The 23101-nt window shown below is 63.9% G+C and carries 22 protein-coding genes; 15 read left to right on the top strand and 7 right to left on the bottom strand.

All coding sequences use genetic code 11. The annotated features are described in order from the left end of the window. Positions 1-31 precede the first annotated feature (31 nt). The 4 genes from lon to tig all read right to left on the bottom strand — a co-directional run bounded on the left by lon (position 32) and on the right by tig (position 5845). Positions 32-2449: an endopeptidase La gene (gene lon / locus ACODRW_RS16185; RefSeq protein ID WP_107799210.1), complete on the bottom strand. Its 2418-nt coding sequence runs from the start codon at positions 2447-2449 to the stop codon at positions 32-34. Positions 2450-2592: 143 nt separating this feature from the next. Continuing rightward, a complete protein-coding gene (gene clpX, locus ACODRW_RS16180) occupies positions 2593-3867 on the bottom strand; it encodes an ATP-dependent Clp protease ATP-binding subunit ClpX (RefSeq protein ID WP_107799211.1) in 1275 nt (424 codons plus the stop codon). Between the two features lie 19 nt (positions 3868-3886). Then, a complete protein-coding gene (clpP, locus tag ACODRW_RS16175; protein ID WP_107799212.1) occupies positions 3887-4519 on the bottom strand; it encodes an ATP-dependent Clp endopeptidase proteolytic subunit ClpP in 633 nt (210 codons plus the stop codon). Positions 4520-4537: 18 nt separating this feature from the next. Continuing rightward, entirely contained in the window at positions 4538-5845 is a 1308-nt protein-coding gene (tig, locus tag ACODRW_RS16170; RefSeq protein ID WP_107799213.1) for a trigger factor, read from the bottom strand. 583 nt (positions 5846-6428) lie between these two features. Between tig and trxB the strand changes: the two genes are divergently transcribed. The 5 genes from trxB to ACODRW_RS16145 all read left to right on the top strand — a co-directional run bounded on the left by trxB (position 6429) and on the right by ACODRW_RS16145 (position 10855). After that, positions 6429-7385 carry a thioredoxin-disulfide reductase gene (gene trxB, locus ACODRW_RS16165; RefSeq protein WP_488906173.1) on the top strand — a complete coding sequence of 319 codons (957 nt, stop codon included), beginning with the start codon at positions 6429-6431 and terminating at the stop codon, positions 7383-7385. Between the two features lie 4 nt (positions 7386-7389). Further along, the gene (locus ACODRW_RS16160; protein ID WP_227108205.1) at positions 7390-8013 is read left to right on the top strand and encodes a Smr/MutS family protein; all 624 of its coding nucleotides are present in this window, start codon (positions 7390-7392) and stop codon (positions 8011-8013) included. A 99-nt stretch (positions 8014-8112) separates the two neighbouring features. After that, complete coding sequence (locus ACODRW_RS16155) at positions 8113-8565, top strand: peroxiredoxin (protein ID WP_048414751.1); 453 nt, start codon at positions 8113-8115, stop codon at positions 8563-8565. 59 nt (positions 8566-8624) lie between these two features. After that, the gene (locus ACODRW_RS16150; protein ID WP_107799216.1) at positions 8625-10028 is read left to right on the top strand and encodes a PhoH family protein; all 1404 of its coding nucleotides are present in this window, start codon (positions 8625-8627) and stop codon (positions 10026-10028) included. Then, positions 10028-10855 carry an alpha/beta hydrolase gene (locus tag ACODRW_RS16145; RefSeq protein ID WP_233246671.1) on the top strand — a complete coding sequence of 276 codons (828 nt, stop codon included), beginning with the start codon at positions 10028-10030 and terminating at the stop codon, positions 10853-10855. The genes ACODRW_RS16150 and ACODRW_RS16145 overlap by 1 nt, the downstream gene beginning before the upstream one ends. Before the next feature lie 197 nt (positions 10856-11052). Here the strand turns inward: ACODRW_RS16145 and ACODRW_RS16140 are convergent, their stop codons facing one another. Beyond that, on the bottom strand, positions 11053-11241 hold the full coding sequence (locus tag ACODRW_RS16140; protein ID WP_048411033.1) for a putative motility protein: 189 nt from the start codon (positions 11239-11241) through the stop codon (positions 11053-11055). A gap of 169 nt (positions 11242-11410) precedes the next feature. On the opposite strand from ACODRW_RS16140, the gene ACODRW_RS16135 reads away from it, so the two are divergent. From ACODRW_RS16135 to ACODRW_RS16110, 6 genes are all read left to right on the top strand, one after another. Beyond that, positions 11411-12244: a GNAT family N-acetyltransferase gene (locus ACODRW_RS16135; RefSeq protein WP_488906172.1), complete on the top strand. Its 834-nt coding sequence runs from the start codon at positions 11411-11413 to the stop codon at positions 12242-12244. 59 nt (positions 12245-12303) lie between these two features. After that, positions 12304-13386, top strand: a complete 1083-nt coding sequence (locus ACODRW_RS16130; RefSeq protein ID WP_107799219.1) for a PfkB family carbohydrate kinase — start codon at positions 12304-12306, stop codon at positions 13384-13386. Positions 13387-13412: 26 nt separating this feature from the next. Continuing rightward, positions 13413-14339 (top strand): pseudouridine-5'-phosphate glycosidase, encoded by a 927-nt coding sequence (locus ACODRW_RS16125; protein WP_107799220.1) that lies wholly within the window; start codon positions 13413-13415, stop codon positions 14337-14339. Between the two features lie 74 nt (positions 14340-14413). Next, complete coding sequence (locus ACODRW_RS16120) at positions 14414-15079, top strand: HD domain-containing protein (protein ID WP_486637120.1); 666 nt, start codon at positions 14414-14416, stop codon at positions 15077-15079. A gap of 131 nt (positions 15080-15210) precedes the next feature. Further along, complete coding sequence (locus ACODRW_RS16115) at positions 15211-15936, top strand: metallophosphoesterase (protein WP_158274272.1); 726 nt, start codon at positions 15211-15213, stop codon at positions 15934-15936. Between the two features lie 69 nt (positions 15937-16005). After that, on the top strand, positions 16006-16401 hold the full coding sequence (locus ACODRW_RS16110; protein WP_253314633.1) for a hypothetical protein: 396 nt from the start codon (positions 16006-16008) through the stop codon (positions 16399-16401). A gap of 49 nt (positions 16402-16450) precedes the next feature. On the opposite strand, the gene ACODRW_RS16105 is transcribed toward ACODRW_RS16110, so the two are convergent. Both ACODRW_RS16105 and apaG read right to left on the bottom strand, forming a co-directional pair. Continuing rightward, the gene (locus tag ACODRW_RS16105) at positions 16451-18244 is read right to left on the bottom strand and encodes an ABCB family ABC transporter ATP-binding protein/permease (RefSeq protein WP_488906171.1); all 1794 of its coding nucleotides are present in this window, start codon (positions 18242-18244) and stop codon (positions 16451-16453) included. Between the two features lie 336 nt (positions 18245-18580). After that, positions 18581-18961 (bottom strand): Co2+/Mg2+ efflux protein ApaG, encoded by a 381-nt coding sequence (gene apaG, locus ACODRW_RS16100; protein WP_019101389.1) that lies wholly within the window; start codon positions 18959-18961, stop codon positions 18581-18583. Between the two features lie 107 nt (positions 18962-19068). Here apaG and rpe point away from each other — a divergent pair, with 107 nt between their 5' ends. The 4 genes from rpe (at position 19069) to trpE (ending at position 23065) form a co-directional block, all read left to right on the top strand. After that, positions 19069-19752 carry a ribulose-phosphate 3-epimerase gene (gene rpe, locus ACODRW_RS16095; protein WP_227108191.1) on the top strand — a complete coding sequence of 228 codons (684 nt, stop codon included), beginning with the start codon at positions 19069-19071 and terminating at the stop codon, positions 19750-19752. Between the two features lie 29 nt (positions 19753-19781). Beyond that, positions 19782-20537 carry an SDR family oxidoreductase gene (locus ACODRW_RS16090; RefSeq protein ID WP_107799226.1) on the top strand — a complete coding sequence of 252 codons (756 nt, stop codon included), beginning with the start codon at positions 19782-19784 and terminating at the stop codon, positions 20535-20537. 257 nt (positions 20538-20794) lie between these two features. Further along, positions 20795-21463 (top strand): phosphoglycolate phosphatase, encoded by a 669-nt coding sequence (locus ACODRW_RS16085; protein ID WP_227108188.1) that lies wholly within the window; start codon positions 20795-20797, stop codon positions 21461-21463. Between the two features lie 138 nt (positions 21464-21601). Beyond that, positions 21602-23065 carry an anthranilate synthase component I gene (gene trpE, locus ACODRW_RS16080; RefSeq protein WP_488906170.1) on the top strand — a complete coding sequence of 488 codons (1464 nt, stop codon included), beginning with the start codon at positions 21602-21604 and terminating at the stop codon, positions 23063-23065. Positions 23066-23101 lie beyond the last annotated feature (36 nt).

The following is a 23101-nucleotide window of genomic DNA, read 5'->3' as shown; positions in this document are numbered from 1 at the left end:
GTTATTCAGCGTTCGGCTAAGGCCATGATTCTTAATGCTTCATCACGGACACGCCTTGCGCTGCCTCCTGCGTCCCTCGCAACTCCTCCGCCGGCTTTTCTTCTTCCGACAAAGGCTCCGGTTGCCGCTCCAAGGCCAAAGCCAAGACTTCGTCTATCCACTTAACGGCATGGATTTCGATTTTATGCTTGATATTGGCGGGAATTTCAACCAAATCTTTTTCGTTGCCTTTGGGGATCAACACGTGCTTGATCCCGCCGCGATGCGCCGCCAGCAGCTTCTCTTTCAGGCCGCCGATGGGCAATACCTCGCCGCGCAGCGTGATCTCGCCGGTCATCGCCACGTCGGCGCGCACCGGAATGCCTGTCAGGATGGACACCAGGGCCGTGGTCATCGCGATGCCGGCGCTGGGCCCGTCTTTGGGCGTCGCGCCTTCCGGCACGTGGATGTGCATATCGCTCTTCTCGTAGAAGTCCGGCTTGATGCCCAGCGAACGCGCGCGGCTGCGCACCACGCTCATCGCCGCGGTGATGGACTCCTGCATCACCTCGCCCAGCTGGCCGGTGCGGATGATGTTGCCCTTGCCCGGCAGCGACACCGCCTCGATGGTCAGCAGTTCGCCGCCCACCTCGGTCCACGCCAGGCCGGTGACCTGGCCGATGCGGTTCTCGTCCTCGGCGATGCCGTAATCGAAACGGCGCACGCCCAGGAATTTGTCCAGGTTGCGGCCGCTGACGGTCACCTTGCTCGCCTTGCCGGCCTTCAGCGAGGCGCTGGTCACCACCTTGCGGCAGATCTTGGCGATTTCGCGGTCCAGGCTGCGCACGCCGGCTTCACGGGTGTAGTAGCGCACGATGTCGCGCAGCGCGGTCTCCTGCACCGCCAGCTCGCCCTCCTGCACGCCGTTGGCCTTCATTTGCTTGGGCAGCAGGTATTTGGTGGCGATATTGACCTTTTCGTCCTCGGTGTAGCCAGCGAGACGAATGATTTCCATCCGGTCCAGCAGCGCCGGCGGAATGTTCAGCGAGTTGGCGGTGGCCACGAACATCACGTCGGACAAGTCGAATTCGACTTCGGCGTAATGATCGATGAAGGAGTGGTTCTGCTCCGGGTCCAAGACCTCCAGCAAGGCCGACGACGGATCGCCGCGGAAATCCGCGCCCATCTTGTCCACTTCGTCCAGCAGGAACAGCGGGTTCTTCACCGCCGCCTTGCTCATGTTCTGCAGCACCTTGCCCGGCATGGAGCCGATATAGGTGCGGCGATGGCCGCGAATCTCGGACTCGTCGCGCACCCCGCCCAGCGCCATGCGCACGAACTTGCGGTTGGTGGCGCGCGCCAGGGACTGGCCCAGCGAGGTCTTGCCCACGCCCGGCGGCCCCACCAGGCACAGAATCGGCGCCTTGAGCTTGTCGACGCGCTGTTGCACCGCCAGGTACTCCAGAATCCGCTCCTTGACCTTCTCCAGGCCGAAGTGATCCTCGTCCAGCACTTCCTCGGCCTTGGCCACGTCCTTGCTGATCTTGGTCTTCTTCTTCCACGGCAGTTCGAGCAGGGTGTCGATGTAGTTGCGCACCACGGTGGCTTCCGCCGACATCGGCGACATCATGCGCAGCTTCTTGAGCTCGGACATCGCCTTCTCGCGACCCTCCTTGCTCATGCCGGCGACCTTGATCTTGTTTTCCAGCTCGTCGAGGTCGCTGACCTCGTCCATCTCGCCCAGCTCTTTCTGAATCGCCTTGACCTGCTCGTTCAGATAGTACTCGCGCTGGCTCTTTTCCATCTGCCGCTTGACGCGGCCGCGGATGCGTTTTTCCACCTGCAGGATGTCGATTTCGCCTTCCAGCTGCGACATCAGGTGCTCGAGGCGCTGCTGCACGTCGAACATCTCCAGCACTTCCTGCTTCTGTTCCAGCTTCAGCGGCAGGTGGGCGATGATGGTGTCGGCCATGCGGCCGGCGCGGTCGATGCCGGCCAGCGAGTTCAGCACTTCCGGCGGAATCTTCTTGTTCAGTTTGACGTACTGCTCGAACTGCGCGAGCAGCGCGCGGCGCATCGCCTCAGTCTCGGTCGATTCCTCGGCCTCCGGGCTCAGCGGCTTGAAGGCGCCGACGAAGCATTCGTTTTCTTCGCCCACCGATTCGATCATCGCGCGCTGACGGCCTTCGACCAGCACCTTGACGGTGCCGTCCGGCAGCTTGAGCATCTGCAATACCGAAGCGATGGTGCCGACTTGATACAGGTCGTCGGCGGACGGTTCGTCCTTGGAGGCGGAACGCTGCGCCACCAAGAGGATTTGCTTGCCCTCGTCCATCGCCAGTTCCAGCGCGCGGATGGACTTGGCGCGGCCGACGAACAACGGGATCACCATATGGGGGAAGACCACCACGTCGCGCAGCGGCAGCAATGGCAGCGTGGCTTCTTCTTTGAGTTCTGCGGGTTGCGGCATATCACCTAACCTTGCTTATGAAACAATGCTTGGGAGATGGGGGGCGGACAGTAAAATTCAACACCCCCATACTAAATCAGATTTCCGGCTCTACAAATAAAAAACCGCCCGGTTTGGGCGGTCTCCGGAGTCGCGGCGGACAATCAGGCCGATTGCGCCTTGTCGTCCTTGTCGCGATAAATGAACAGCGGTTTGTCGCCCTTGTCGATAACCTTTTCATCCACCACGACTTTTTCCACGTCGGCCATGGACGGCAGCTCGTACATGGTGTCGAGCAGCGCCCGTTCCAGGATGGAGCGCAAACCGCGCGCGCCGGTCTTGCGGCTCAGCGCCTGCTTGGCGATCACGCGCAAGGCGGACGGACGCACTTCCAGCTCCACCGACTCCATCGAGAACAGCTTCTGATACTGCTTGATCAGCGCGTTCTTCGGCTGGGTCAGGATGGTGACCAGCGCCTCTTCGTCCAGCTCCTCCAGCGTGGCCGCCACCGGCAGCCGGCCGATCAGCTCGGGAATAAGACCGAAACGGATCAGATCCTGCGGCTCCACTTCCTGGAACAACATGGACAAGCTCTTGCCGTCGTCCTTGGAGCTGATGTCGGCGCCGAAGCCGATGCCGCCCTTTTCCGAGCGCTGGCGAATGATCTTCTCCAGCCCGTCGAAAGCGCCGCCGCAAATGAACAGGATGTTGGTGGTGTCCACCTGGATGAATTCCTGATTCGGATGCTTGCGGCCGCCCTGCGGCGGAATCGAGGCCACGGTGCCCTCGATCAGCTTCAGCAAAGCCTGCTGCACGCCCTCGCCCGATACGTCGCGGGTGATGGACGGGTTTTCCGACTTGCGCGAGATCTTGTCGATCTCGTCGATGTAGACGATGCCTCGCTGGGCCTTGTCCACGTCGTAGTCGCATTTTTGCAGCAGCTTCTGGATGATGTGCTCGACATCCTCGCCCACGTAACCCGCTTCGGTCAGCGTGGTGGCGTCGGCGATGACGAAGGGCACGTCCAGCAGGCGGGCCAGAGACTGGGCGAGCAAGGTCTTGCCGGAACCGGTCGGACCGATCAGCAGGATATTGCTCTTGGCCAGCTCGACCTCGCTCTTGCTTGCCGGGCTGCTCAGACGCTTGTAGTGGTTGTACACCGCCACCGACAGGGTCTTCTTGGCGAAATCCTGACCAATGATGTATTGGTCGAGATCCGCGCGGATTTCCTGAGGCGTAGGCAGCGGACTGTCTTCGGAGGAGGACGCGGCGTCGCCGACGCCCTTCTCCAGCTCCTCGCGAATGATGTCGTTGCACAGCTCGACGCATTCGTTGCAGATGAAGACCTGCGGCCCGGCGATCAGGCGTTGGACTTCATGCTGGCTCTTGCCGCAGAAAGAGCAGTAGAGAAGCTTTTCATTGCTGTTCTTATCAGCCATTGGCGGATTCCATCGCTCCTTAAGCTTTCACGTCCTTGTGGGACGTCAGCACTTTGTCGATCAAGCCGTAGGCCTGTGCCTCGTCGGCGGACATGAAGTTGTCGCGCTCGGTGTCGGCGATCACCCGCTCCAGTTGCTGGCCGCTATGTTTGGCCAGCAGCTCGTTCATCTTGGCCTTGACTTTGACCAGTTCGCGAGCATGGATCTCGATATCGGTGACCTGGCCGGACAGGCCGCCGCCGTACAGCAGCGGCTGGTGAATCATCACCCGGCTATTGGCCAGCGCGAAGCGCTTGCCCTGCGCGCCGGCGGCGAGCAGGAAGGCGCCCATGCTGGCAGCCTGGCCAATGCACAAGGTGGAAACATCCGGCTTGATGAAGTTCATCGTGTCGTAAATGGACATGCCCGCGGTAATCGACCCACCCGGCGAGTTGATGTAGAAGTGGATGTCCTTGTCCGGATTTTCCGATTCAAGGAACAACATCTGCGCCACAACCAGGTTGGCCGACTCATCCGTGACAGGGCCCACCAGGAACACGATGCGTTCCTTCAGCAGACGCGAGTAGATGTCATACGCGCGCTCGCCGCGGCCGCTCTGTTCCACCACCATGGGCACCAGGCCCAGACCTTGAGGTTCCATCATCGATTTCATCGGCCACTCCAGCTGTTATCAGGCGTTGTTGCCCATCAGGGCGTCGAAGGACAGTTCTTTCTCTACAACATTGGCCTTGGACAGCACAAATTCAACCACATTGTCTTCCAGTACCATGGAAGTCGGGCCTTCCAGACGGTCCGGGCTGGCGTAATACCAGGTCAGCACTTCAGCCGGATCTTCATAGCTGTCGGCGAACTCGGTGATCATGGCCTTGACTTGGTCCTGCTTGGCTTCCAGCTTGTTGGATTCCACCACTTCGGACAGGATCAGGCCCAGAGCCACGCGGCGCTCGGCTTGCTGAGCGAACAGTTCCGGCGGGAACGGCATGTCTTTGACGTTCATGCCGCGTTGCTGCATGTCGCGACGGGCTTGCTCGACCAGACGGCCGATTTCCAGGCTGACCAGGGCTTTCGGCAGTTCGATCTCGGTGGCGTCCAACAGCGCCTGCATCACGTTTTCCTTGGTGCGGGCCTGCAGACGGCGCTTCACTTCGCGCTCCACGTTCTTGCGGATTTCAGCGCGCATTTTCTCAACGTCGCCATCGGCGATGCCCAGCAGCTTGGCGAACTCTTCGTTCACTTCCGGCAGCACGGCTTCAGCCACGTTCTTCAGCAGGATTTCGAACACGGCGGTTTTGCCGGCCACGTCCTTGCCGTGGTAATCCTCGGGGAAGCTCACTTCCACGCTCTTGATGTCGCCTTCCTTCATGCCGGCGACGCCCGCTTCAAACTCGGCCAGCATCTGGCCTTGGCCCAGCACGAAGGGGAAGTTCTCGGAAGAACCGCCTTCGAAGAGCACGCCGTCGATGGCGCCCTTGAAGTCGATGATCACGCGGTCGCCGGTGGCGGCTTCGCGCTCAACGCGGTTGTAGCGGGTGCGCTGCTTGCGCAGGATATCGATGGTTTTCTCGATTTCGGCGTCGGTCACCGGGGTCAGCGGCTTTTCCACTTCCTTGCCGGCCAGCTCGCCAACCTTCACTTCCGGGTAAACCTCGAAAGTGGCGGCGAACTTGAAGTTTTCCTTGTCGTCGCCGGCGGCTACCGGCTCGAAGCGCGGGTAGCCGGCAACGCGCAGCTTCTGCTCGCTCACGGCGGAGTAGAAACCCTGTTGAACCTGTTCACCCATCACTTCTTCACGCACCTGGGCGCCGTAGTTCATTTCCACGATCTTCAGCGGAGCCTTGCCCGGGCGGAAACCTTGAATCTTGGCGTTGCGGGCCACGCGCTTCAGGCGCTCGGCCACTTGCGTGTCGATGGCCGCCATCGGCAGGGCGATATTCATGCGGCGCTCAAGATTGCTCAATGTTTCCAGCTGTACTTGCATGTTAAATCCTTAAGTGTGTGACAGGTTTAGTCATCTGGGACGGTACGACGCCACGGATCGGCAGACACGAAGGACATTGCCTCACCTCAGAAGTGGCGCTGCGCGGAGTTACACCACGCACCCAACGCGAAAACGGACAGTATAGCACGCGGCCGGTGCTGGCAAGTAGCCGCCGCGCGGCCGCGGCGGGCCAAGCGGGCCTAGCCCCGCCGCGGATTCCGGCATGACGGCGCCCCGAAAAACGGCAAGCTTTTGAATCGACGCGTGAATGCGCAAATGATTTCAGCCAGAACCAAGCCCGGCCGATAGGACGGCCGGGAACGGCGATAAAGGAATTCAATCAGCAATGTTGAATATTCCAATCAAGCCAACGCTTAACCTTGCCCCGCCGCTCTTGTATATTGTCAGCCGAAACGCCGGCGCCCGCGCGCGGGCCCGCTGGTTGAATAGTCCGCTCTTGCTCTTGGATTCCGACGGACAGACACCATACTTCAGAACTGAACGACTCGACCTCGGCGCCCAACCGGCCGCCCCGGTTTGACGCAATCGGTTTCATTACCCGCTTCTCACACAGGAAAACATCATGACCACGACTCGCCACAGCCCCCTGCTGATTCTTGGCTCCGGCCCCGCCGGCTACACCGCCGCCGTTTACGCGGCGCGCGCCAACCTGAAGCCGGTACTGGTCACCGGCCTGGCGCAAGGCGGCCAGTTGATGACCACCACCGACGTGGACAACTGGCCCGCGGACGCCGCCGGCGTGATGGGCCCGGAACTGATGCAGCGCTTTCAGCAGCACGCCGAGCGCTTCGGCACCGAAATCCTGTTCGACCACATCCACACCACCCATCTGCATGAAAAACCGATCCGCCTGGTGGGCGACGCCGGCGAATACACCTGCGACGCGCTGATCATCGCCACCGGCGCCTCGGCCAAATACCTGGGCCTGGCCTCCGAAGAAGCGTTCAAGGGCAAGGGCGTGTCCGCCTGCGCCACCTGCGACGGCTTCTTCTACCGCAACCAGGACGTGGCGGTGATCGGCGGCGGCAACACCGCGGTGGAAGAAGCGCTGTATCTGGCCAACATCGCCAAGCACGTGACCCTGATCCACCGCCGCGAAACCTTCCGCGCCGAGAAGATTCTGATCGACAAGCTGATGGACCGCGTCAAGGAAGGCAAGATCAGCCTGAAGCTGAACGCCACCCTGGACGAAGTGCTGGGCGATGCTTCCGGCGTCACCGGCCTGCGCCTGAAGTCCATGCAGGACGCCTCCACCGAAGAAATCAAGGTGATGGGCCTCTTCGTCGCCATCGGCCACCAGCCGAACACCGAGATCTTCAAAGGCCAGCTGGAAATGGACGGCACCGGCTACCTGATCACCAAGAGCGGCCGCGAGGGCAACGCCACCGCCACCAGCGCGGCAGGCGTGTTCGCCGCCGGCGACGTGCAGGACCACATCTACCGCCAGGCGGTGACCAGCGCGGCCTCCGGCTGCCAGGCCGCCCTGGACGCGGAACGTTACCTGGACAACCTGAAGTAAACGCTTGAAAGCCTTCAAGAAAGCCTTGCAAGGCCTGCGCCAGCAGGTGCGCGACTCCCGCGCGCCGGCTGGCGTTTCCGTTTCCGCCGCGCCGCCGGCCGAACCGGAACCGGATTTCCGCCAGCTGTTCCGCGACGTCAAGCCGCTGAAGCCGGACAACCGCCACGCCAGCCCTCGCCCCAAGCCCAGCCCGCATCCGCGCCGCCGCCATCAGCACGGCCAGACGTCGGAAGCGGTGCAACAGGCCTTGCTGCAGCAGATGGTGGGTTGGTTCGAACCGGCCGAGATCGACGCCCATTTCGCCCGCCCCGGCATGCCCTCCGCCACGCTGAAAAAGCTGCGCGCAGGCTTCTGGCCGGTCTGCCGCCAGCTCGACCTGCACGGCTGCGACCGCTACCAGGCCCAGGACGCCTTGGCGCTGTTCCTGCACCAGGCGCGGCGCCACGGCCCCTGCGTGCGGGTGATACACGGCAAGGGCTTCGGCTCCAACGGCCAGCCCGTACTCAAGCGCATGGTGCGCGCCTGGCTCAAGCACCACCCCGACGTGCTGGCCTTTTGCGAGGCCGGCGAATCCATGGGCGGCGCCGGCGCGCTCTTGGTGCTGCTGCGGCGGGAACACGCGCCGTGAAAATTTCGTTACCCATTCCCATTGTCTAACCGGGCGGGAATCCGCTAATCTCAAAACAAGGCGGACGCACCAACCCAGTTCCACCACAGGAGTTACTGCATGTCCGGCATTGCTTGCCCCGACTTCACCCTGCCCGGCACCGCCGGCGTCTCGTTTCAGCTGTCCAGCAGCCCCAAGCCGCTGGTGATCTACTTCTACCCCAAAGACAACACCCCCGGCTGCACCAACGAAACCATGGATTTCCGCGATCTGCACGCCGAATTCGCCGCCGCCGGCGCCGCCGTTGTCGGCATTTCCCGCGACAGCCTGAAGTCTCACGAGAACTTCAAAGCCAAGCTGGAGCTGCCATTCGAATTGTTGTCCGATGCAGAGGAGGTTGTTTGCAATCTGTTTGGCGTCATCAAGATGAAGAATATGTATGGCAAACAGGTCAGAGGGATTGAACGCAGCACCTTCGTGATTGGCCGGAACGGCGACATCGCGCGCGAATGGCGCGGCGTCAAAGTGCCAGGCCACGCCGCGGCGGTGCTGGACTTCGTCAAGACGCTCTAAAAACCGCGACGGGGTCGGCCGATTCCCGGCCCGCCCCGCGATAAAACCAGGGGATCATCATGGCCAGCCGCAAAAAAATCAGCGCCAGCAAGCTGTTTGTTCTCGACACCAACGTGCTGCTGCACGACCCCACCTGCTTGTATCGCTTCGAAGAACACGATGTGTTCATCCCCATCATCACGCTGGAAGAACTGGACACCCACAAGAAGGGGATGTCCGAAGTGGCGCGCAACGCGCGCCAGGCCAGCCGTTTCCTAGATGAGATCGTCAGCGGGGCCGAAGCCAAGATCGAATCCGGCATTCCGCTGAAGAGCGCCAGCCGCGACGCCGCCGCCGGCAAGCTGATCCTGCAGACCCAGGCGATACACAGCGTGCTGCCGCCGTCTCTGCCGGTGGGCAAGGCCGACAACCAGATCCTCGGCATCGTGATGGCCTTGAAGGAGTTGCAGCAAGGCCGCTCGGTGATCCTGGTGTCCAAAGACATCAATATGCGCATCAAGGCCCGCGCGCTGGGCCTGGACGCGGAAGACTATTTCAACGACAAGGTGCTGGAAGACACCGACCTGCTCTACACCGGCACCCGGGAAATCGACGAAAGCTTCTGGGAGCGCAACGGCAAGGACATGAAGTCCTGGCAGGAACAGGGTCGCAGCTACTACCAGGTCAAGGGCCCGGACGGTCAGAACCTCTACGTCAACCAGATGCTGTGGCAGGAAGGTGCCCAGCCGCTGCAGGCGCGCGTGACCCAGGTGGAGGGCAAGACCGCGGTGCTGCAGACGCTGAAGGACTACAGCCACCACAAAAACAATGTCTGGGGCATCACCGCGCGCAACCGCGAGCAGAACTTCGCCCTCAATCTGCTGATGGACCCGGAGGTGGACTTCATCACCCTGCTGGGCCAGGCCGGCACCGGCAAGACACTGCTGACGCTGGCCGCCGGCCTGGCGATGACGCTGGAACAGAAGCTGTACTCCGAAATCATCATGACCCGGGTCACCGTGCCGGTGGGCGAGGACATCGGCTTCCTGCCCGGCACCGAAGAGGAAAAGATGGCGCCGTGGATGGGCGCGCTGGAGGACAATCTGGACGTGCTCAACAAGAGCGACGACGATGGCGGCGACTGGGGCCGCGCCGCCACCCGCGACCTGATCCGCTCCCGCATCAAGGTCAAATCGCTGAACTTCATGCGCGGCCGCACCTTCCTCAACAAATACCTGATCATCGACGAGGCGCAAAACCTGACGCCCAAGCAGATGAAGACCCTGATCACCCGCGCCGGCCCCGGCACCAAGGTGGTCTGCCTGGGCAATATCTCGCAGATCGACACCCCCTACCTGACCGAGGGCAGTTCCGGCCTGACCTATGTGGTGGACCGCTTCAAGGGCTGGGGCCATTCCGGCCACATCACGCTGCAGCGCGGCGAGCGCTCGCGGCTGGCGGACCACGCCGCCGAAGTGCTGTGATGTCCCCGCGCCTGGAGCTGCTGCATCAAGCCCCGGCGCCAACGGCGGCGCGTCTCGCGCCGCCGTTGTTGTTCGTGCACGGCGCCTTTTGCGGCGCCTGGTGCTGGCGGGAATACTTCATGCCCTGGTTCGCCCGGCAAGGCTACGATTGCTGGGCGCTGAGCCTGGAGGGACACGGCGGCAGCGAGGGCCGGGACTACCTGGCCGCGATCGGCGTCGACGACTATGTGCGCAATCTCGACGCGGCGCTCAAGCAATTGCCGGCCGCGCCGGTGATGGTGGGCCACTCCATGGGCGGCTACGTGGTGCAGCAATACCTGAGCCGCCACAAGCTGCCCGGCGCGGCCTTGCTGGCCTCGGTCCCGCCCGGGGGGCTCGCCTCGTCCAGTCTGCGGCTGCTGACGCAGGCGCCGGCCCTGTTTCTCAAGCTCAATATGTACCAGCACGGCCTGTACGATCCGGAGTTCATCGAACTGAAGGACATGCTGCTGTCGCCGGACGCGCCGGAATCGGCGGTGGAACTGCTGATCAGCCGTTGCCAGCAGGAAAGCCAGCGAGCGCTGATGGACATGACCCTGGTCAACCCGCTGGCCAACCGGCCGCTGGCGCGGCTGCCGGCGCTGGTGCTGGGCGCGGCCGAAGACCAGCTGGTGGGGCCGGAAGATGTGGTGGCCACCGCGCGGCGTCTGGACGTGGCGGCGGACATCCTGCCCCATCTTGGCCATATGATGATGCTGGACACGCGCTGGGAGAGCGCGGCGGAATGGCTGGCGAACTGGCTGGAACGGCAATTTCCGGAAGACTGGGATCAGGCGCTCAGCGCCTGATAACCTGTTTACGATCTGCTGCGCGTCATGAGATGTGGCGCGGTGAGTACAGCTTCGAAATGCTCATGCGCCACGAGCATACTCCGCTTTCTCAGCCGCAACATCTTGTCTCGCCTTGGCTCGCTAGACCGTGAACAGGTTCTGAACCCGGCAATAAAAAAAGCGGCCTAGGCCGCTTTTCCAGTCACCCCGCCGTCTCAGGCGCGGGTATCGATATTCTGCCCCAGATGGGCCGGATTGCTGGCCTGGGCCTGCGCCATATTGTCGGACGCGCCTTGCACCAAGCTCAAAGCCGACTGCGACTGCGCCGACATGGCTTTTTTCAATGCGTAGATCTGGATGCTGTTGGACACGCCCTGCCCGCTGATCTGACTCAATCCATCCATACTTCGCCTCCCTCTGAAACACGCACAATGCGCATGGCTATAGTCTAGACGCATCGTCGTCGGCTGTCATCGCTGAATTTAGTCTTTTGTATCCAATTCACGACAGCGCCGACCGCGCCGCGCCGTCGCCGCGCATAATCAGCCCATCCCTATTGACCCGAGCCCGTCCATGCGCCTGCACAGCCTGTCCCTGATCGATTTCCCCCTCATCCATCAAGCCTTCAGGCTGGCATTCAGCGACTACCTGCTGCCCATGCAAATGGACGAAGAACAGCTGGCCGCCATGCTGCATCGGCGCGGCTGGCGCCCGGAGTTGAGCGTCGGCGCCTGGCGCGACGGCGCGCTCGTCGGTCTGTGGCTGGCCGGCGTGCACTGCGACGAGGCCGGCCCGATCGGCTATTGCGTCGCCACCGGCGTCACGCCCGACGCGCGCCGCCAAGGCCTGCTGCAAGCGATGGCCGCCGCGGTCAGCCGGCGGCTGGCCAGCCGGGGCATACAGCGTCAACAGCTGGAGGTGATCAGCGACAACGCCGCGGCCATGGCCGCCTATCTGAAGCTGGGCTTCCGCCCTCGCCGCCGGCTGGACTGTTACCGCATTGAACACGCGCTGGCCGTGGACGCCGCACCCGGCTGGCGCTGCGAAGCCGCTGACCGCTCGCAATGGCCGCGCTGGCCGCTGCACAGCGAGCCCGCCGTGCCCAATAGCCGCGACAGCCTGGAGCGCGCGCGGCCGCCGCTGCTCTTGATGACGGCGAAACAGAACGGCGATTTGCTGGGCTACGCGCTTTACTCCGCCGCCGGCGACGTCGCGGAACTGGCGGTTGCGCCGCCGCATCGGCGCCGCGGCGTCGCCCGCTCGCTGCTGGCCGCCGTTCAGCGGGACACCGCCGCGCCCGCGCTGGCCATCAGCAATCTAGACGCCGACGACGAAGCTGGCGCCGGCCTGCTGCGGTCTTGCGGCGCTCGTCTGTGGCTGTCGCAATGGGAAATGCGCCGCCCTTGACCTACGGCATGCCAATGCCGTAATATCAAACAAATGTTTGCAAAACGGACAAATGTTTGATGACTGAGCGGGAACAACAAATCCTCTCTCTGCTGCGCCTGGATCCGCTGATCCCGCAGCAGGAGCTGGCGGATCAACTGGGCATCAGCCGCTCGGCGGTGGCCGGGCACATCATGAATCTGGTGCAAAAGGGGCATATCCGCGGCAAAGGCTACATCCTGGCCGAACAGCGCTATGTCGCCGCCGTCGGCGGCGCCAATATGGACATCGTCGGCAGCGCCGCCGCCGCGCTGCGCCACGGCGACTCCAATCCCGGCCAGGTGCGCTGCTCGCCCGGCGGCGTGGCGCGCAACGTCGCGGAAAACCTGGCGCGGCTGGGCGCCGACTGCCGGCTGGTCTCGGTGGTGGGCGACGACATCCACGGCCGCTCGCTGCTGGAAGCCACCCAGCGCGCCGGCGTCGACGTGCGCGGCTGTCTGACGCTGCCGGACGCCGCCACCTCCACCTATCTGTCCATCCAGCAGGCCGACGGCGACATGGCGCTGGCCATCAACGACATGGACATTCTCAACCGGCTGACGCCTGAACGCCTGCAAGCGCAGAGCGAGCTGGTGCGCCACGCCGGCGCGGTGGTGGCCGACACCAATCTGAGCGCCGACGCGCTGGCCTGGCTGATCGCCGAAAGCGGCGACAAGCCGCTGTTCGTCGATCCGGTATCCGCGTTCAAGGCCGAGCGCGTCCGCCCCTGGCTGTCGCGCATCCACACGCTGAAACCCAACCGCCTGGAAGCCGCCGCCTTGTCCGGCCTGCCGCTGGAACGGGCTGAGCACGCGCCGGAGGCGGCGCGCTGGTTCCATGGCCAGGGCGTGCGCCGCGTGGTGCTGAGCATGGCCGGCGCCGGCATCTATTACAGCGGCGAAGCCGGCGACGGCTGGCTGGACGCGCCGGACTGCGCCATCGTCAACACCACCGGCTCCGGCGACGCGCTGATGGCCGGCCTGACCTGGGGTTGGCTCAATGAGCTGTCGCTGGCGGACAGCGTGCGCTTTGCTCGCGGCTGCGCCGCGCTGACGCTGTCCTCCGCCGCCACCAACAACCCTTCACTGTCCCGCGCGGCGGTGGAAGCCTATCTGAACGCCTGATCTCGTCATCAACAAAGGAGCACGCAATGCACAACGCCCATCTCGACATCCATCCCGAAGTCGCCGCCGCTCTGGCCGCCAACCGCCCGGTGGTGGCGCTGGAATCCACCATCATTTCCCACGGCATGCCTTATCCGCAGAACGTGGAAACCGCGCTGCAGGTGGAAGCGGAAATCCGCGCTCACGGCGCGGTGCCTGCCACCATCGCCATCATCGACGGCCGCTTGAAAGCCGGTCTGAGCGCGGATGAGATCGAATACCTGGGCAAGGGCGGCCGCGACATCGCCAAGGTCAGCCGCCGCGACCTGCCCTTCATCGTCGCCGGCAAACGCAGCGGCGCCACCACCGTGGCCACCACCATGATCATCGCCGCGATGGCCGGCATCCGCGTGTTCGCCACCGGCGGCATCGGCGGCGTGCACCGCGGCGCCGAGCGCAGCTTCGACGTGTCCGCCGACCTGCAGGAATTGGCGCAAACCCCGGTGGCCGTGGTCTGCGCCGGCGCCAAGTCCATCCTGGACCTGGGCCTGACGCTGGAATACCTGGAAACCCACGGCGTGCCGGTCATCGGCCACCGCTGCGACCACCTGCCGGCCTTCTTCACCCGCGACAGCGCCTTCAAGCTGGACCACCGTCTGGACGAAGCCGTCGACATCGCCGCCACGATGCAGGCCAAGTGGAACCTGCAACTGCGCGGCGGCGTGGTGGTGGCCAATCCGATTCCGGAGCAATACGCGATGCCGCGCGACAAGATCGACGCCGCCATCGAGCAGGCGCTGGGCGAGGCCGAGGCGCAAGGCGTAGCCGGCAAGGAATCCACGCCCTTCCTGCTGGCTCGCGTCTGCGAGCTGACCGGCGGCAACAGCCTGGCCGCCAACATCCAGCTGGTGCTGAACAACGCCCGCCTGGCCTCGGCGATCGCGGCGCGCTACTGCGAGCTGAACGCAGGCTGAGAACTGTTAAATCGCCGGCTTGACGGCGACGCGGATTGGGGCTGTAATCCCCTGCCCCAATCCTTGCCGCCGCCATGAACTCCATTCTCTCCGACGCGACGCTAGACGACTGGCGCGTCCGCCTGATCGGCCTGCTGCAACAACAGCCGGGCGACGACGACGGCGCCCACGATCTCAACCATTTCCATCGCGTCTGGGCCTGCGCCCGGCAGTTGCTGGACGCCCATCCCGATGCCGACGCATTGACCGTGCTGGCCGCCTGTTATCTGCACGACCTGGTCAACCTGCCGAAAAACCATCCGGAACGCCATCTGGCCTCGCGCCAGGCCGCAGCCCGCGCCCGCGCGCTGCTGGCCGCCGGCGATTTTCCGGCGGAACGGCTGGACGGCGTGGCCCACGCCATCGAGGCGCACAGTTTCAGCGCGGCCATCCCGCCGCAGAGCCTGGAAGCCCGCATCGTGCAGGACGCCGACCGCATGGACGCGCTGGGCGCCGTCGGCCTGGCGCGGCTGTTCTACACCGCCGGGCGCATGGACTCGGCGCTGGCTCATCCGCAAGATCCGCTGGGCGAGGCCCGCCAGCTGGACGACCGCCGCTGGGCACTGGACCACATCGAGGTCAAGCTCGCCAAATTGCCGGCCATGATGCAAACCGAGGCCGGCCGAAAGATGGCGGAGCAACGACTGCAGTGGCTGCGGGACTTCCGCCGGCAATTCTGCCAGGAATGGCGAACCGCCTAGCCCCGGATGACATCGAACTCGGTAAGCCTTTGATAGTCAAATCAAAACAATTCTAATTGTGAAACTATCAACACAATGACAAAACCATTGGCATGGCGCAAAATAGCCGCACCCCACCCCCGAGTTCGAGCATGATTCTGAAGCTGCAACGCAATACCCAAGGCCGCGATTGGGCGGTCGGCGACATTCACGGCTGCTTCCGCCAATTGTCGCGTTTGCTGAAAATGGCCGCCTTCAATCCCGAGTGCGACCGTCTGTTGTCGGTCGGCGACATGATAGACCGCGGCGCCGACAGCGCGGCGGTACTGGAGTGGCTGGCGCAACCGTGGTTCTACGCGGTGCGCGGCAATCACGAACAATTGGCGATCGATTCGATACTGGGCGACAAGCAAGCCGAAATCCGCCACGTCAACAACGGCGGCTCCTGGTTGCTGACCCTGCCCGCGCCTCAGCGACAAGCCTGCCTGGCCGCTTTTCAGCGCCTGCCCTACGCGATAGAGGTCAGTGACGCGGACGGCGGCAAGATCGGCGTGGTGCACGCGGATTGCCCCGGCAACGACTGGGACGCGCTGGCCGCCGGCCTCGCCAACGGCACGCTGCCGGAAAGCGGCCGCAACGTCGCGCTGTGGTCGCGGGAACGCGCGCGCCACGGCCGCGGCGGCGTTGTGCGCGGCGTGGACCTGCTGCTGGTGGGCCATACCCCACAAACCAGCGCCACCCGCTTCGACAATGTGTTGAATCTGGACACCGGCGCCGTCTACGGCGGCAAACTGACCCTGTTCTGCCTGAACGACTTCGTCGAACTGTCGCTGCCAAGCGAAGACGACGCCCTGCTCGGTTTCCACCTGCACGATTAGCGCGACGGTGGCGCGCCGCGGCCGGGATGGCTAGAATGCGGCGCTCTGACTTTTTCCCAGGAGCCCAAGATGGCGAGCAAGAAAGCCGCGACCAAGCCCCAGGCGCAGCAACGCCAGCAACAGGACAAGCGCTGGAACGCCGCGGAGCAGGCCTGCCGCGAAATCATGAGCTTGCTGGAGGCTTTGCAGCCCAGCCTGGCCGCTCAGCAAACCTCGGAGCAGTACGCGCAGATGGCGGCCGTGTACTACAAGAAAATCCGCAACGGCCGGGTGCTGTCGCCCGGCGATTTCAATCTGGCCGCCGACGTGGCCGCCAGCGCCCGCCGCGCCTTACAGGCGCTGTCCCCCGCGCTGGACTTCGCCGGCCACCCTCAAAGCGCGGACTGCCAGCGCATGCTGACGCTGGCCGACGCCGTACTGGCGGCGATGAGCGAACTCAAGGCCGCCGGCCGACGCCAGCCCTGAGCCGGTTCAAGACCGCGGCGCTCCCGCGCGGCAGACTTGGAACAGGTTCTCAGACGTCGTCGGTCGCCGGCTGCTCCGTCTGCTGCAAACGCCACATCTCGGCGTAGCGGCCGCCGCGCTCCAACAGCTCGCGGTGGCTGCCCTGCTCCAGCACGCGCCCGGCCTCCATCACCAGGATCTGGTCGGCGTCGACGATGGTGGACAGCCGGTGGGCGATGATCAGCGTGGTGCGGTTGGCTGAGATCTCGGCCAATTCGCGCTGGATCGCCTTCTCGGTGCGCGAATCCAGCGCGCTGGTGGCCTCGTCGAAGATCAGGATGGGCGGATTCTTCAGAATGGTGCGCGCAATCGCCACCCGCTGTTTTTCCCCGCCGGACAGCTTGAGGCCGCGCTCGCCCACCATGGTGTCGTAACCGTCCGGCAGACTGCTGACGAAATCGTGGATGTGCGCGGACTTGGCCGCTTCCATCACTTCCTCGCGGCTGGCGCCGGGCCGGCCGTAGGCGATGTTGTAATACACCGTGTCGTTGAACAGCACCGTATCCTGCGGCACGATGCCGATATGGGCGCGCAGGCTGTCCTGGCTCAGCTCGCGGATATCGCGGCCGTTGACCAGGATGCGGCCCTCGCCGACGTCGTAATAGCGAAACAGCAGCCGCGACAGCGTGGATTTTCCCGCGCCGCTGGCGCCGACCACCGCCAGCGTCTTGCCGGCCGGGATGTCGAAGCTGACCTCGTTCAGAATCCGCCGCTTGCTCTCGTAAGCGAAGCCCACCTGTTCAAAGCGCACCGCGGCCGCCGGCGCGGCCAGCACCGTCGCTCCCGGCGCGTCCGCCACCTCCTCGTTGGCGCCCAATAGCGCGAACATGCGCTCGATGTCGGCCAGCGAATGCTTGATCTCGCGGTAGACGAAGCCGAGGAAGTTCAAGGGCGCGTACAACTGGGTGATGAAAGTAGCCACCAGCACCACGTCGCCCACCGTCATCCGCCCGGCCACCACCTCGCGCGCGGACAAGACCATGATCAGGGTGACACCGCTGGCGATGATCAGGCCCTGGCCGGCGTTGAGCATGGACAGCGACACCTGGTTCTTGATCGCCGACGCTTCCCAGGCCGCCAGATTCTTGTCGTAGCGCGCCGCCTCGTAGCCTTCGTTGTTGAAATATTTGACCGTCTCGTAATTGAGCAGCGCGTCTATCGCCTTGGCGTTGGCCTTGGAGTCCAGATCGTTCATGCTGCGGCGGTAGACGGTGCGCCACTCGGTCACTACCAGGGTGAAGGCGATGTAGACGGCGATGGTGCCGAAGGTCACCAGCGCGAACGGCCAGGCGTAGCGGTGCAGCAGAATGGCGGTGACCATGCCGATTTCCAGCAAGGTGGGCAGGATGTTGAACACGGTGAAGTTCAGCAAAAAGCCTATGCCCTTGGTGCCGCGCTCGATGTCGCGGCTCATGCCCCCGGTCTGACGCTCCAGGTGAAAGCGCAGCGACAACCGCAGCAGATGCTGGAACACGCCGCCGGCCACGCTGCGCACCGCGCCCTGTATCACCCGCGCGAACACCGCGTCGCGCAGCTCGCCCAGCACGCTGGACAGCAGGCGGGCGCAGCCGTAGCCGGCCAGCGCCAGCACCGGCAAGGCCAACAGGGTGGCCGGCACCGAGAGTTGATCGACGATGTCTTTCAGGTACAAGGGCGTGCTGACCGCGGCCACCTTGGCCAAAATCATACAGGACAGCGCCAGCAGCACCCGCCACTTGAACACCCATAAATAGGGCACAAGCGTCTTGAGGGTGGCGATATCGTTGCGGCGGTCCGGAGCCGGGCCGGAATGGGTAAAACGCATATTTGGGATTGCCTGTTGCGTCAAGCTGTTCCAAAGTGAGAGTTGAGTTGTCTTGCGAACATCATCAACGCTCGCCAGGGGGCGCGGACATGTGGATATTATTGCTGGAAGCGGCGATTGCCGGCGGATTGGCCACCTTCATCGTGTGGTGGACCTGGCCCAGGGAAAAATAGCGCCGCCGGCTTTGCGAAGTCTCAGAGCCTGTTCAAAGTCCAGCGAGCGGGGGCGAGACAAGGCGTTGCGGCCGAAAATGCGCAATGACCAAGCGGCGCATGGGCATTCCTAAGCCGGTTTCAACGCCGTATCGCCAGGGCTCGGCGGACTTTGAACGGGTTCTCAATGCAGCACGCGCGGCGCCACCAGATTCATCTCGGGGATTTCCGCCTCGAAACGCTTGCCGTCGTCGGCCAGAAACTGATAGCTGCCCTTCATTGAGCCGTAAGGCGTTTTCAGATGGGTGGCGCTGGAATAGTCGAAAGACTGGCCCGGCTCGATGCGCGGCTGCTCGCCCACCACCCCCATGCCGCGCACTTCCTGAACCTGCTCGTTGGCGTCGGCGATGATCCAGTGGCGGCTGACCAGCTGCGCCGGCTCGCTGCCGGTATTGGTGATGCGGATGCGATAGCCGAACACATAAATATCGTTGGCCATATTGGATTGTTCTTCGATGTAATGCGGTTCGGCTTCCACTTCGACACGGTAGGTTTTTTCCGCCATGTTCAGCGCTCCTTTTGTTGTTTGTGCTTCATTTTATCCCGCCGGAACGCTTTTGGCGCGGTAGAATGTGGCCATCCCGTGTTCATCCTTGCCCAAAGCAACGCCCTATGCGCACTTTCCGTATTGCTCCCAGCATTCTTTCCGCCGATTTTTCCTGTCTTGGCCAAGAGGTTCGCGACGTGATCTCCGCCGGCGCCGACATCATCCATTTCGACGTGATGGACAATCACTACGTGCCCAACCTGACCATAGGGCCTATGGTGTGCGAAGCCATCCGCCCGCACTGCGAGGGCACGCCCATCGACGTGCATCTGATGGTGAAACCGGTGGACAGCCTGGCCGCCGCCTTCGCCAAGGCCGGCGCGAACATCATCACCTTCCATCCGGAAGCCTCCGAGCACGTCGACCGCACGCTGGGCCTGATCAAGGACGCCGGCTGCAAGGCCGGCCTGGTGTTCAACCCGGCCACCTCTTTGTCCTATCTGGACCATGTGATGGACAAGATAGACATGGTGCTGATCATGTCGGTGAACCCGGGCTTCGGCGGCCAGAAGTTCATCCCGCACGCGCTGGACAAGGTGCGCGAGGCGCGCCGCCGCATCGATGAATACACCGCCAGGCACGGCGGCGAAATCTGGCTGGAAGTGGACGGCGGCATCAAGACCGACAATATCCGCGCGGTGGCCGAAGCCGGCGCCGACACCTTCGTCGCCGGTTCCGCCATCTACGGCCAGGCCGATTACAAGACCGTGATCGACGAGATGCGCGCCGAACTGGCCCAACTCCGCTGAAACCGGCCCTCACCCCAGGAGCACAGAATATGCACGCCTTCATCGTGACCGGCGCCTCCCGTGGCCTTGGCCTGGCGCTGACCGAAGCCCTGCTCGCCGACGGCTACCGCGTCGCCGGCCTGGCGCGCGGCGCCGTGGACGCGCTGGCCGCGCTGACGCGCCGTTACCCGGAACGCCTGAGCGCCATAGACGCCGACCTCTCCGACGCCGCCGCGGTGGCGCCGGCCATCGCCGCCGCGCTGGAACAGCTGAAGCCGGCCGACTGCGCCAGCCTCAACCTGATCAACAATGCCGGGGTGGTGACGCCCATCGCCCAGGCCGGCCATTACCCGGCCGAAGACCTGGTCCGCGCGCTGGCGATCAATCTGGCGGCGCCGATGCTGGCCACGGACGCGCTGCTGCGCGCCAGCGCCGGCCTCAAGGCCCGCCGCCGCATCCTGAACATTTCCTCAGGCGCCGCGGCCAAACCCTACCCGGGCTGGAGCGTGTATTGCACCACCAAGGCCGGGCTGGACCACTTCAGCCGCAGCGTGGCCGCGGAACAGGCCGGCCAGGACAACGCCGCGCACATCGTCGCGCTCTACCCCGGCGTGGTGGACACCGACATGCAGGCCAGCATCCGCGGCAGCGACGCCGAGCAGTTCCCGCAGAAAGCCCGTTTCGACGCGCTGAAGGCGGACGGCGAACTGAGCACCCCGGCCGCCGCCGCGCGCCGCATCGTCGACCATCTGCTGTCGCCGGCTTTTGGCCTGCAAACCGTGGTGGACATCCGCAACCTGGGCTGAGAACCTGTTTACGATCTGCTGCGCGTCGGCGGGATGGATAGAAATGGGCGTTGAAACCGAGCTCAAAATGCTCATGTACCACCTGTACATTCCGCTTCTTCAACCGTTTTCGCCTTGTCTCGCCTTAGCTCGCGAGATCGTAAACACGTTCTGAGAAGCGGTTCAAAACCTGCCGCGCGTAGCGAGGCCCGACACGGCAAGCCCGCCTTAAACTAAACCAAACCGGCGGCGGCCTTGGCCGCCGCGCTGAAACGCTTATGAACCTGAAACACATCAAAGCCGTCGCCTTCGATCTGGACGGCACCCTGGTCGACTCCATCCCGGATCTGGCCGCCGCCGCCAACGCCATGCGCGAACATCTGGACCTGCCGCCGCTGCCGGCGCTGCGCATTCAAGAACACGTCGGCGACGGCATCGCCAGCCTGGTGCACCGCGCGCTGACCAATGAGCGCGACGGCCAGGCCGATCCGGCGCTGTGGGAGCGCGGCTACGTCTTCTTCATCCAGTACTACCGCGAACACCTGAGCGACAACACCACCATCTATCCGGGCGTGACCGACGGCCTGGGCCTGCTGCGCGCGCTGCAGCTGCCGCTGGCGGTGATCACCAATAAATCCGAACGGCTGGCGCTGCCGCTGCTGGAACAACTGGGGCTGCGCGATTGCTTCAGCCTAATCATCGGCGGCGACACCCTGGCGGAAAAGAAACCGTCGGCGCTGCCCTTGCTGCATGTTTGCCAGGTTTTGGGCATACAGCCTGAACAGATGGCCATGGTCGGCGACTCCGCCAACGACGTGCTGGCCGCCCGCAATGCCGGCTGCGCCGCCGTGGCCGTCAGCTACGGCTATGCCGACGCCGCCGCGCTGGGCGCCGATCTCACGGTGTCCAATATTGCCGAACTATACGATTTGATGAAGAATAGCTGATCAGCTGATAACTTCTTTTACGGATGACGACTTCATGACGAAGCAAGGATACCGGCTTGGATGCCGATGGCGCCGCTCAATGCCTGTTTGACAAGATGCATTCGACCTCACCACGACCACAAGAGCGCAGGACCCGCCATGACCCATGAAGAATTCAACCGCCTGGCCGCCGCCGGCTACAACCGCATTCCGGTCAGCCTGGAATTGTTCGCCGATCTCGACACTCCGATGTCGGTCTACCTGAAGCTGGCCAACCAGCCCTATTCCTATCTTTTGGAGTCCGTCGTCGGCGGCGAGCGCTTTGGCCGCTACTCCTTCATCGGCCTGCCGTCCACCACCCGCTTGCGGGTCAACGGCCAGCAGGTGCAGGTGGAATACGGCGACAAGGTGATCGAGCGTCACAGCGGCGATCCGCTGGCCTTCATCGAAGCCTTCCAACAGCGCTTCCGCACCCCGCCGCAACCCGGCCTGCCGCGCTTCGCCGGCGGCTTGGTCGGCTATTTCGGCTACGACACCATACGCCACATCGAAAAGCGGCTGTCCGAAACCAGCAAGCCCGACACCATAGGCACGCCGGACATGCTGCTGATGGTGTCCGAGGAATTGGCCGTGGTGGACAATCTGTCCGGCAAGCTTTATCTGATCGTCTACGCCGATCCGGAAGTGCCCAACGCGCTGCTCAAAGCCGAGGCGCGGCTGGCGCAACTGCGCGCCCGCCTGCGCGAACCGCTGGAAGCGCCCTTGTCCTTGCCGGCCCAAGGCACGCAATCGGCGTCGGAATACGGCGAACAGGCGTTCAAGGACGCGGTGTCCGCCTGCAAGCGCTACATCCACGACGGCGACATCATGCAGGTGGTGCTGTCGCAGCGCATGCAGATGCCGTTCGCGGAGTCCCCGCTCAGCCTCTACCGCGCGCTGCGCAGCCTGAACCCGTCGCCCTATATGTTCCTCTATCACTTCGACGACTTCCACGTGGTGGGCGCCTCGCCGGAAATTCTGGTGCGCCGCGAACAGGACAACGTCACCGTGCGCCCCATCGCCGGCACCCGCCCGCGCGGCCAGACCCGCGAGCAGGACGAGGCGCTGGCGGCCGAATTGCTGGCCGACCCCAAGGAAATCGCCGAACACGTGATGCTGATGGACCTGGGCCGCAACGACGTGGGCCGCGTCGCCGCCACCGGCAGCGTACGCGTCACCGACAATATGGCGATCGAGCGCTATTCCCATGTGATGCACATCGTGTCCAGCGTGGAAGGCAAGGTCGGCCCCGAGGTGTCGAACATCGACGTGCTCAAGGCCACTTTTCCGGCCGGCACCCTGTCCGGCGCGCCCAAGGTGCGGGCGATGGAGATCATCGACCAGTTCGAACCCAGCAAGCGCGGCATCTACGGCGGCGCGGTCGGCTATCTGGGCTTCAACGGCGATATGGACCTGTGCATCGCCATCCGCACCGCGGTGTTGAAGAACCGCATGCTCTATGTGCAGGCCGGCGCCGGCATCGTCGCCGACTCCTCGCCGGACATGGAATGGCAGGAAACCCAGAACAAGGCGCGCGCCGTTCTGCGCGCCGCGGCGCTGGCCCAGCAAGGACTGGACGCCTGATCCGAACAAACGGCCCGCCTTGGCGGGCCGTTCTCT

The organism is Chromobacterium sp. FG89 (genome assembly GCF_057808735.1).
Note: the sequence above shows the minus strand (reverse complement) of the source record. Positions and strands in the feature narration are given on the sequence as shown.

Coding starts and splice junctions, on each gene's coding strand:
- lon (WP_107799210.1), bottom strand. CDS start 2,449: ATGCCGCAACCCGCAGAACTCAAAGAAGAAGCCACGCTGCCATTGCTG.
- clpX (WP_107799211.1), bottom strand. CDS start 3,867: ATGGCTGATAAGAACAGCAATGAAAAGCTTCTCTACTGCTCTTTCTGC.
- clpP (WP_107799212.1), bottom strand. CDS start 4,519: ATGAAATCGATGATGGAACCTCAAGGTCTGGGCCTGGTGCCCATGGTG.
- tig (WP_107799213.1), bottom strand. CDS start 5,845: ATGCAAGTACAGCTGGAAACATTGAGCAATCTTGAGCGCCGCATGAAT.
- trxB (WP_488906173.1), top strand. CDS start 6,429: ATGACCACGACTCGCCACAGCCCCCTGCTGATTCTTGGCTCCGGCCCC.
- ACODRW_RS16155 (WP_048414751.1), top strand. CDS start 8,113: ATGTCCGGCATTGCTTGCCCCGACTTCACCCTGCCCGGCACCGCCGGC.
- ACODRW_RS16150 (WP_107799216.1), top strand. CDS start 8,625: ATGGCCAGCCGCAAAAAAATCAGCGCCAGCAAGCTGTTTGTTCTCGAC.
- ACODRW_RS16145 (WP_233246671.1), top strand. CDS start 10,028: ATGTCCCCGCGCCTGGAGCTGCTGCATCAAGCCCCGGCGCCAACGGCG.
- ACODRW_RS16140 (WP_048411033.1), bottom strand. CDS start 11,241: ATGGATGGATTGAGTCAGATCAGCGGGCAGGGCGTGTCCAACAGCATC.
- ACODRW_RS16135 (WP_488906172.1), top strand. CDS start 11,411: ATGCGCCTGCACAGCCTGTCCCTGATCGATTTCCCCCTCATCCATCAA.
- ACODRW_RS16130 (WP_107799219.1), top strand. CDS start 12,304: ATGACTGAGCGGGAACAACAAATCCTCTCTCTGCTGCGCCTGGATCCG.
- ACODRW_RS16125 (WP_107799220.1), top strand. CDS start 13,413: ATGCACAACGCCCATCTCGACATCCATCCCGAAGTCGCCGCCGCTCTG.
- ACODRW_RS16120 (WP_486637120.1), top strand. CDS start 14,414: ATGAACTCCATTCTCTCCGACGCGACGCTAGACGACTGGCGCGTCCGC.
- ACODRW_RS16115 (WP_158274272.1), top strand. CDS start 15,211: ATGATTCTGAAGCTGCAACGCAATACCCAAGGCCGCGATTGGGCGGTC.
- ACODRW_RS16110 (WP_253314633.1), top strand. CDS start 16,006: ATGGCGAGCAAGAAAGCCGCGACCAAGCCCCAGGCGCAGCAACGCCAG.
- ACODRW_RS16105 (WP_488906171.1), bottom strand. CDS start 18,244: ATGCGTTTTACCCATTCCGGCCCGGCTCCGGACCGCCGCAACGATATC.
- apaG (WP_019101389.1), bottom strand. CDS start 18,961: ATGGCGGAAAAAACCTACCGTGTCGAAGTGGAAGCCGAACCGCATTAC.
- rpe (WP_227108191.1), top strand. CDS start 19,069: ATGCGCACTTTCCGTATTGCTCCCAGCATTCTTTCCGCCGATTTTTCC.
- ACODRW_RS16090 (WP_107799226.1), top strand. CDS start 19,782: ATGCACGCCTTCATCGTGACCGGCGCCTCCCGTGGCCTTGGCCTGGCG.
- ACODRW_RS16085 (WP_227108188.1), top strand. CDS start 20,795: ATGAACCTGAAACACATCAAAGCCGTCGCCTTCGATCTGGACGGCACC.
- trpE (WP_488906170.1), top strand. CDS start 21,602: ATGACCCATGAAGAATTCAACCGCCTGGCCGCCGCCGGCTACAACCGC.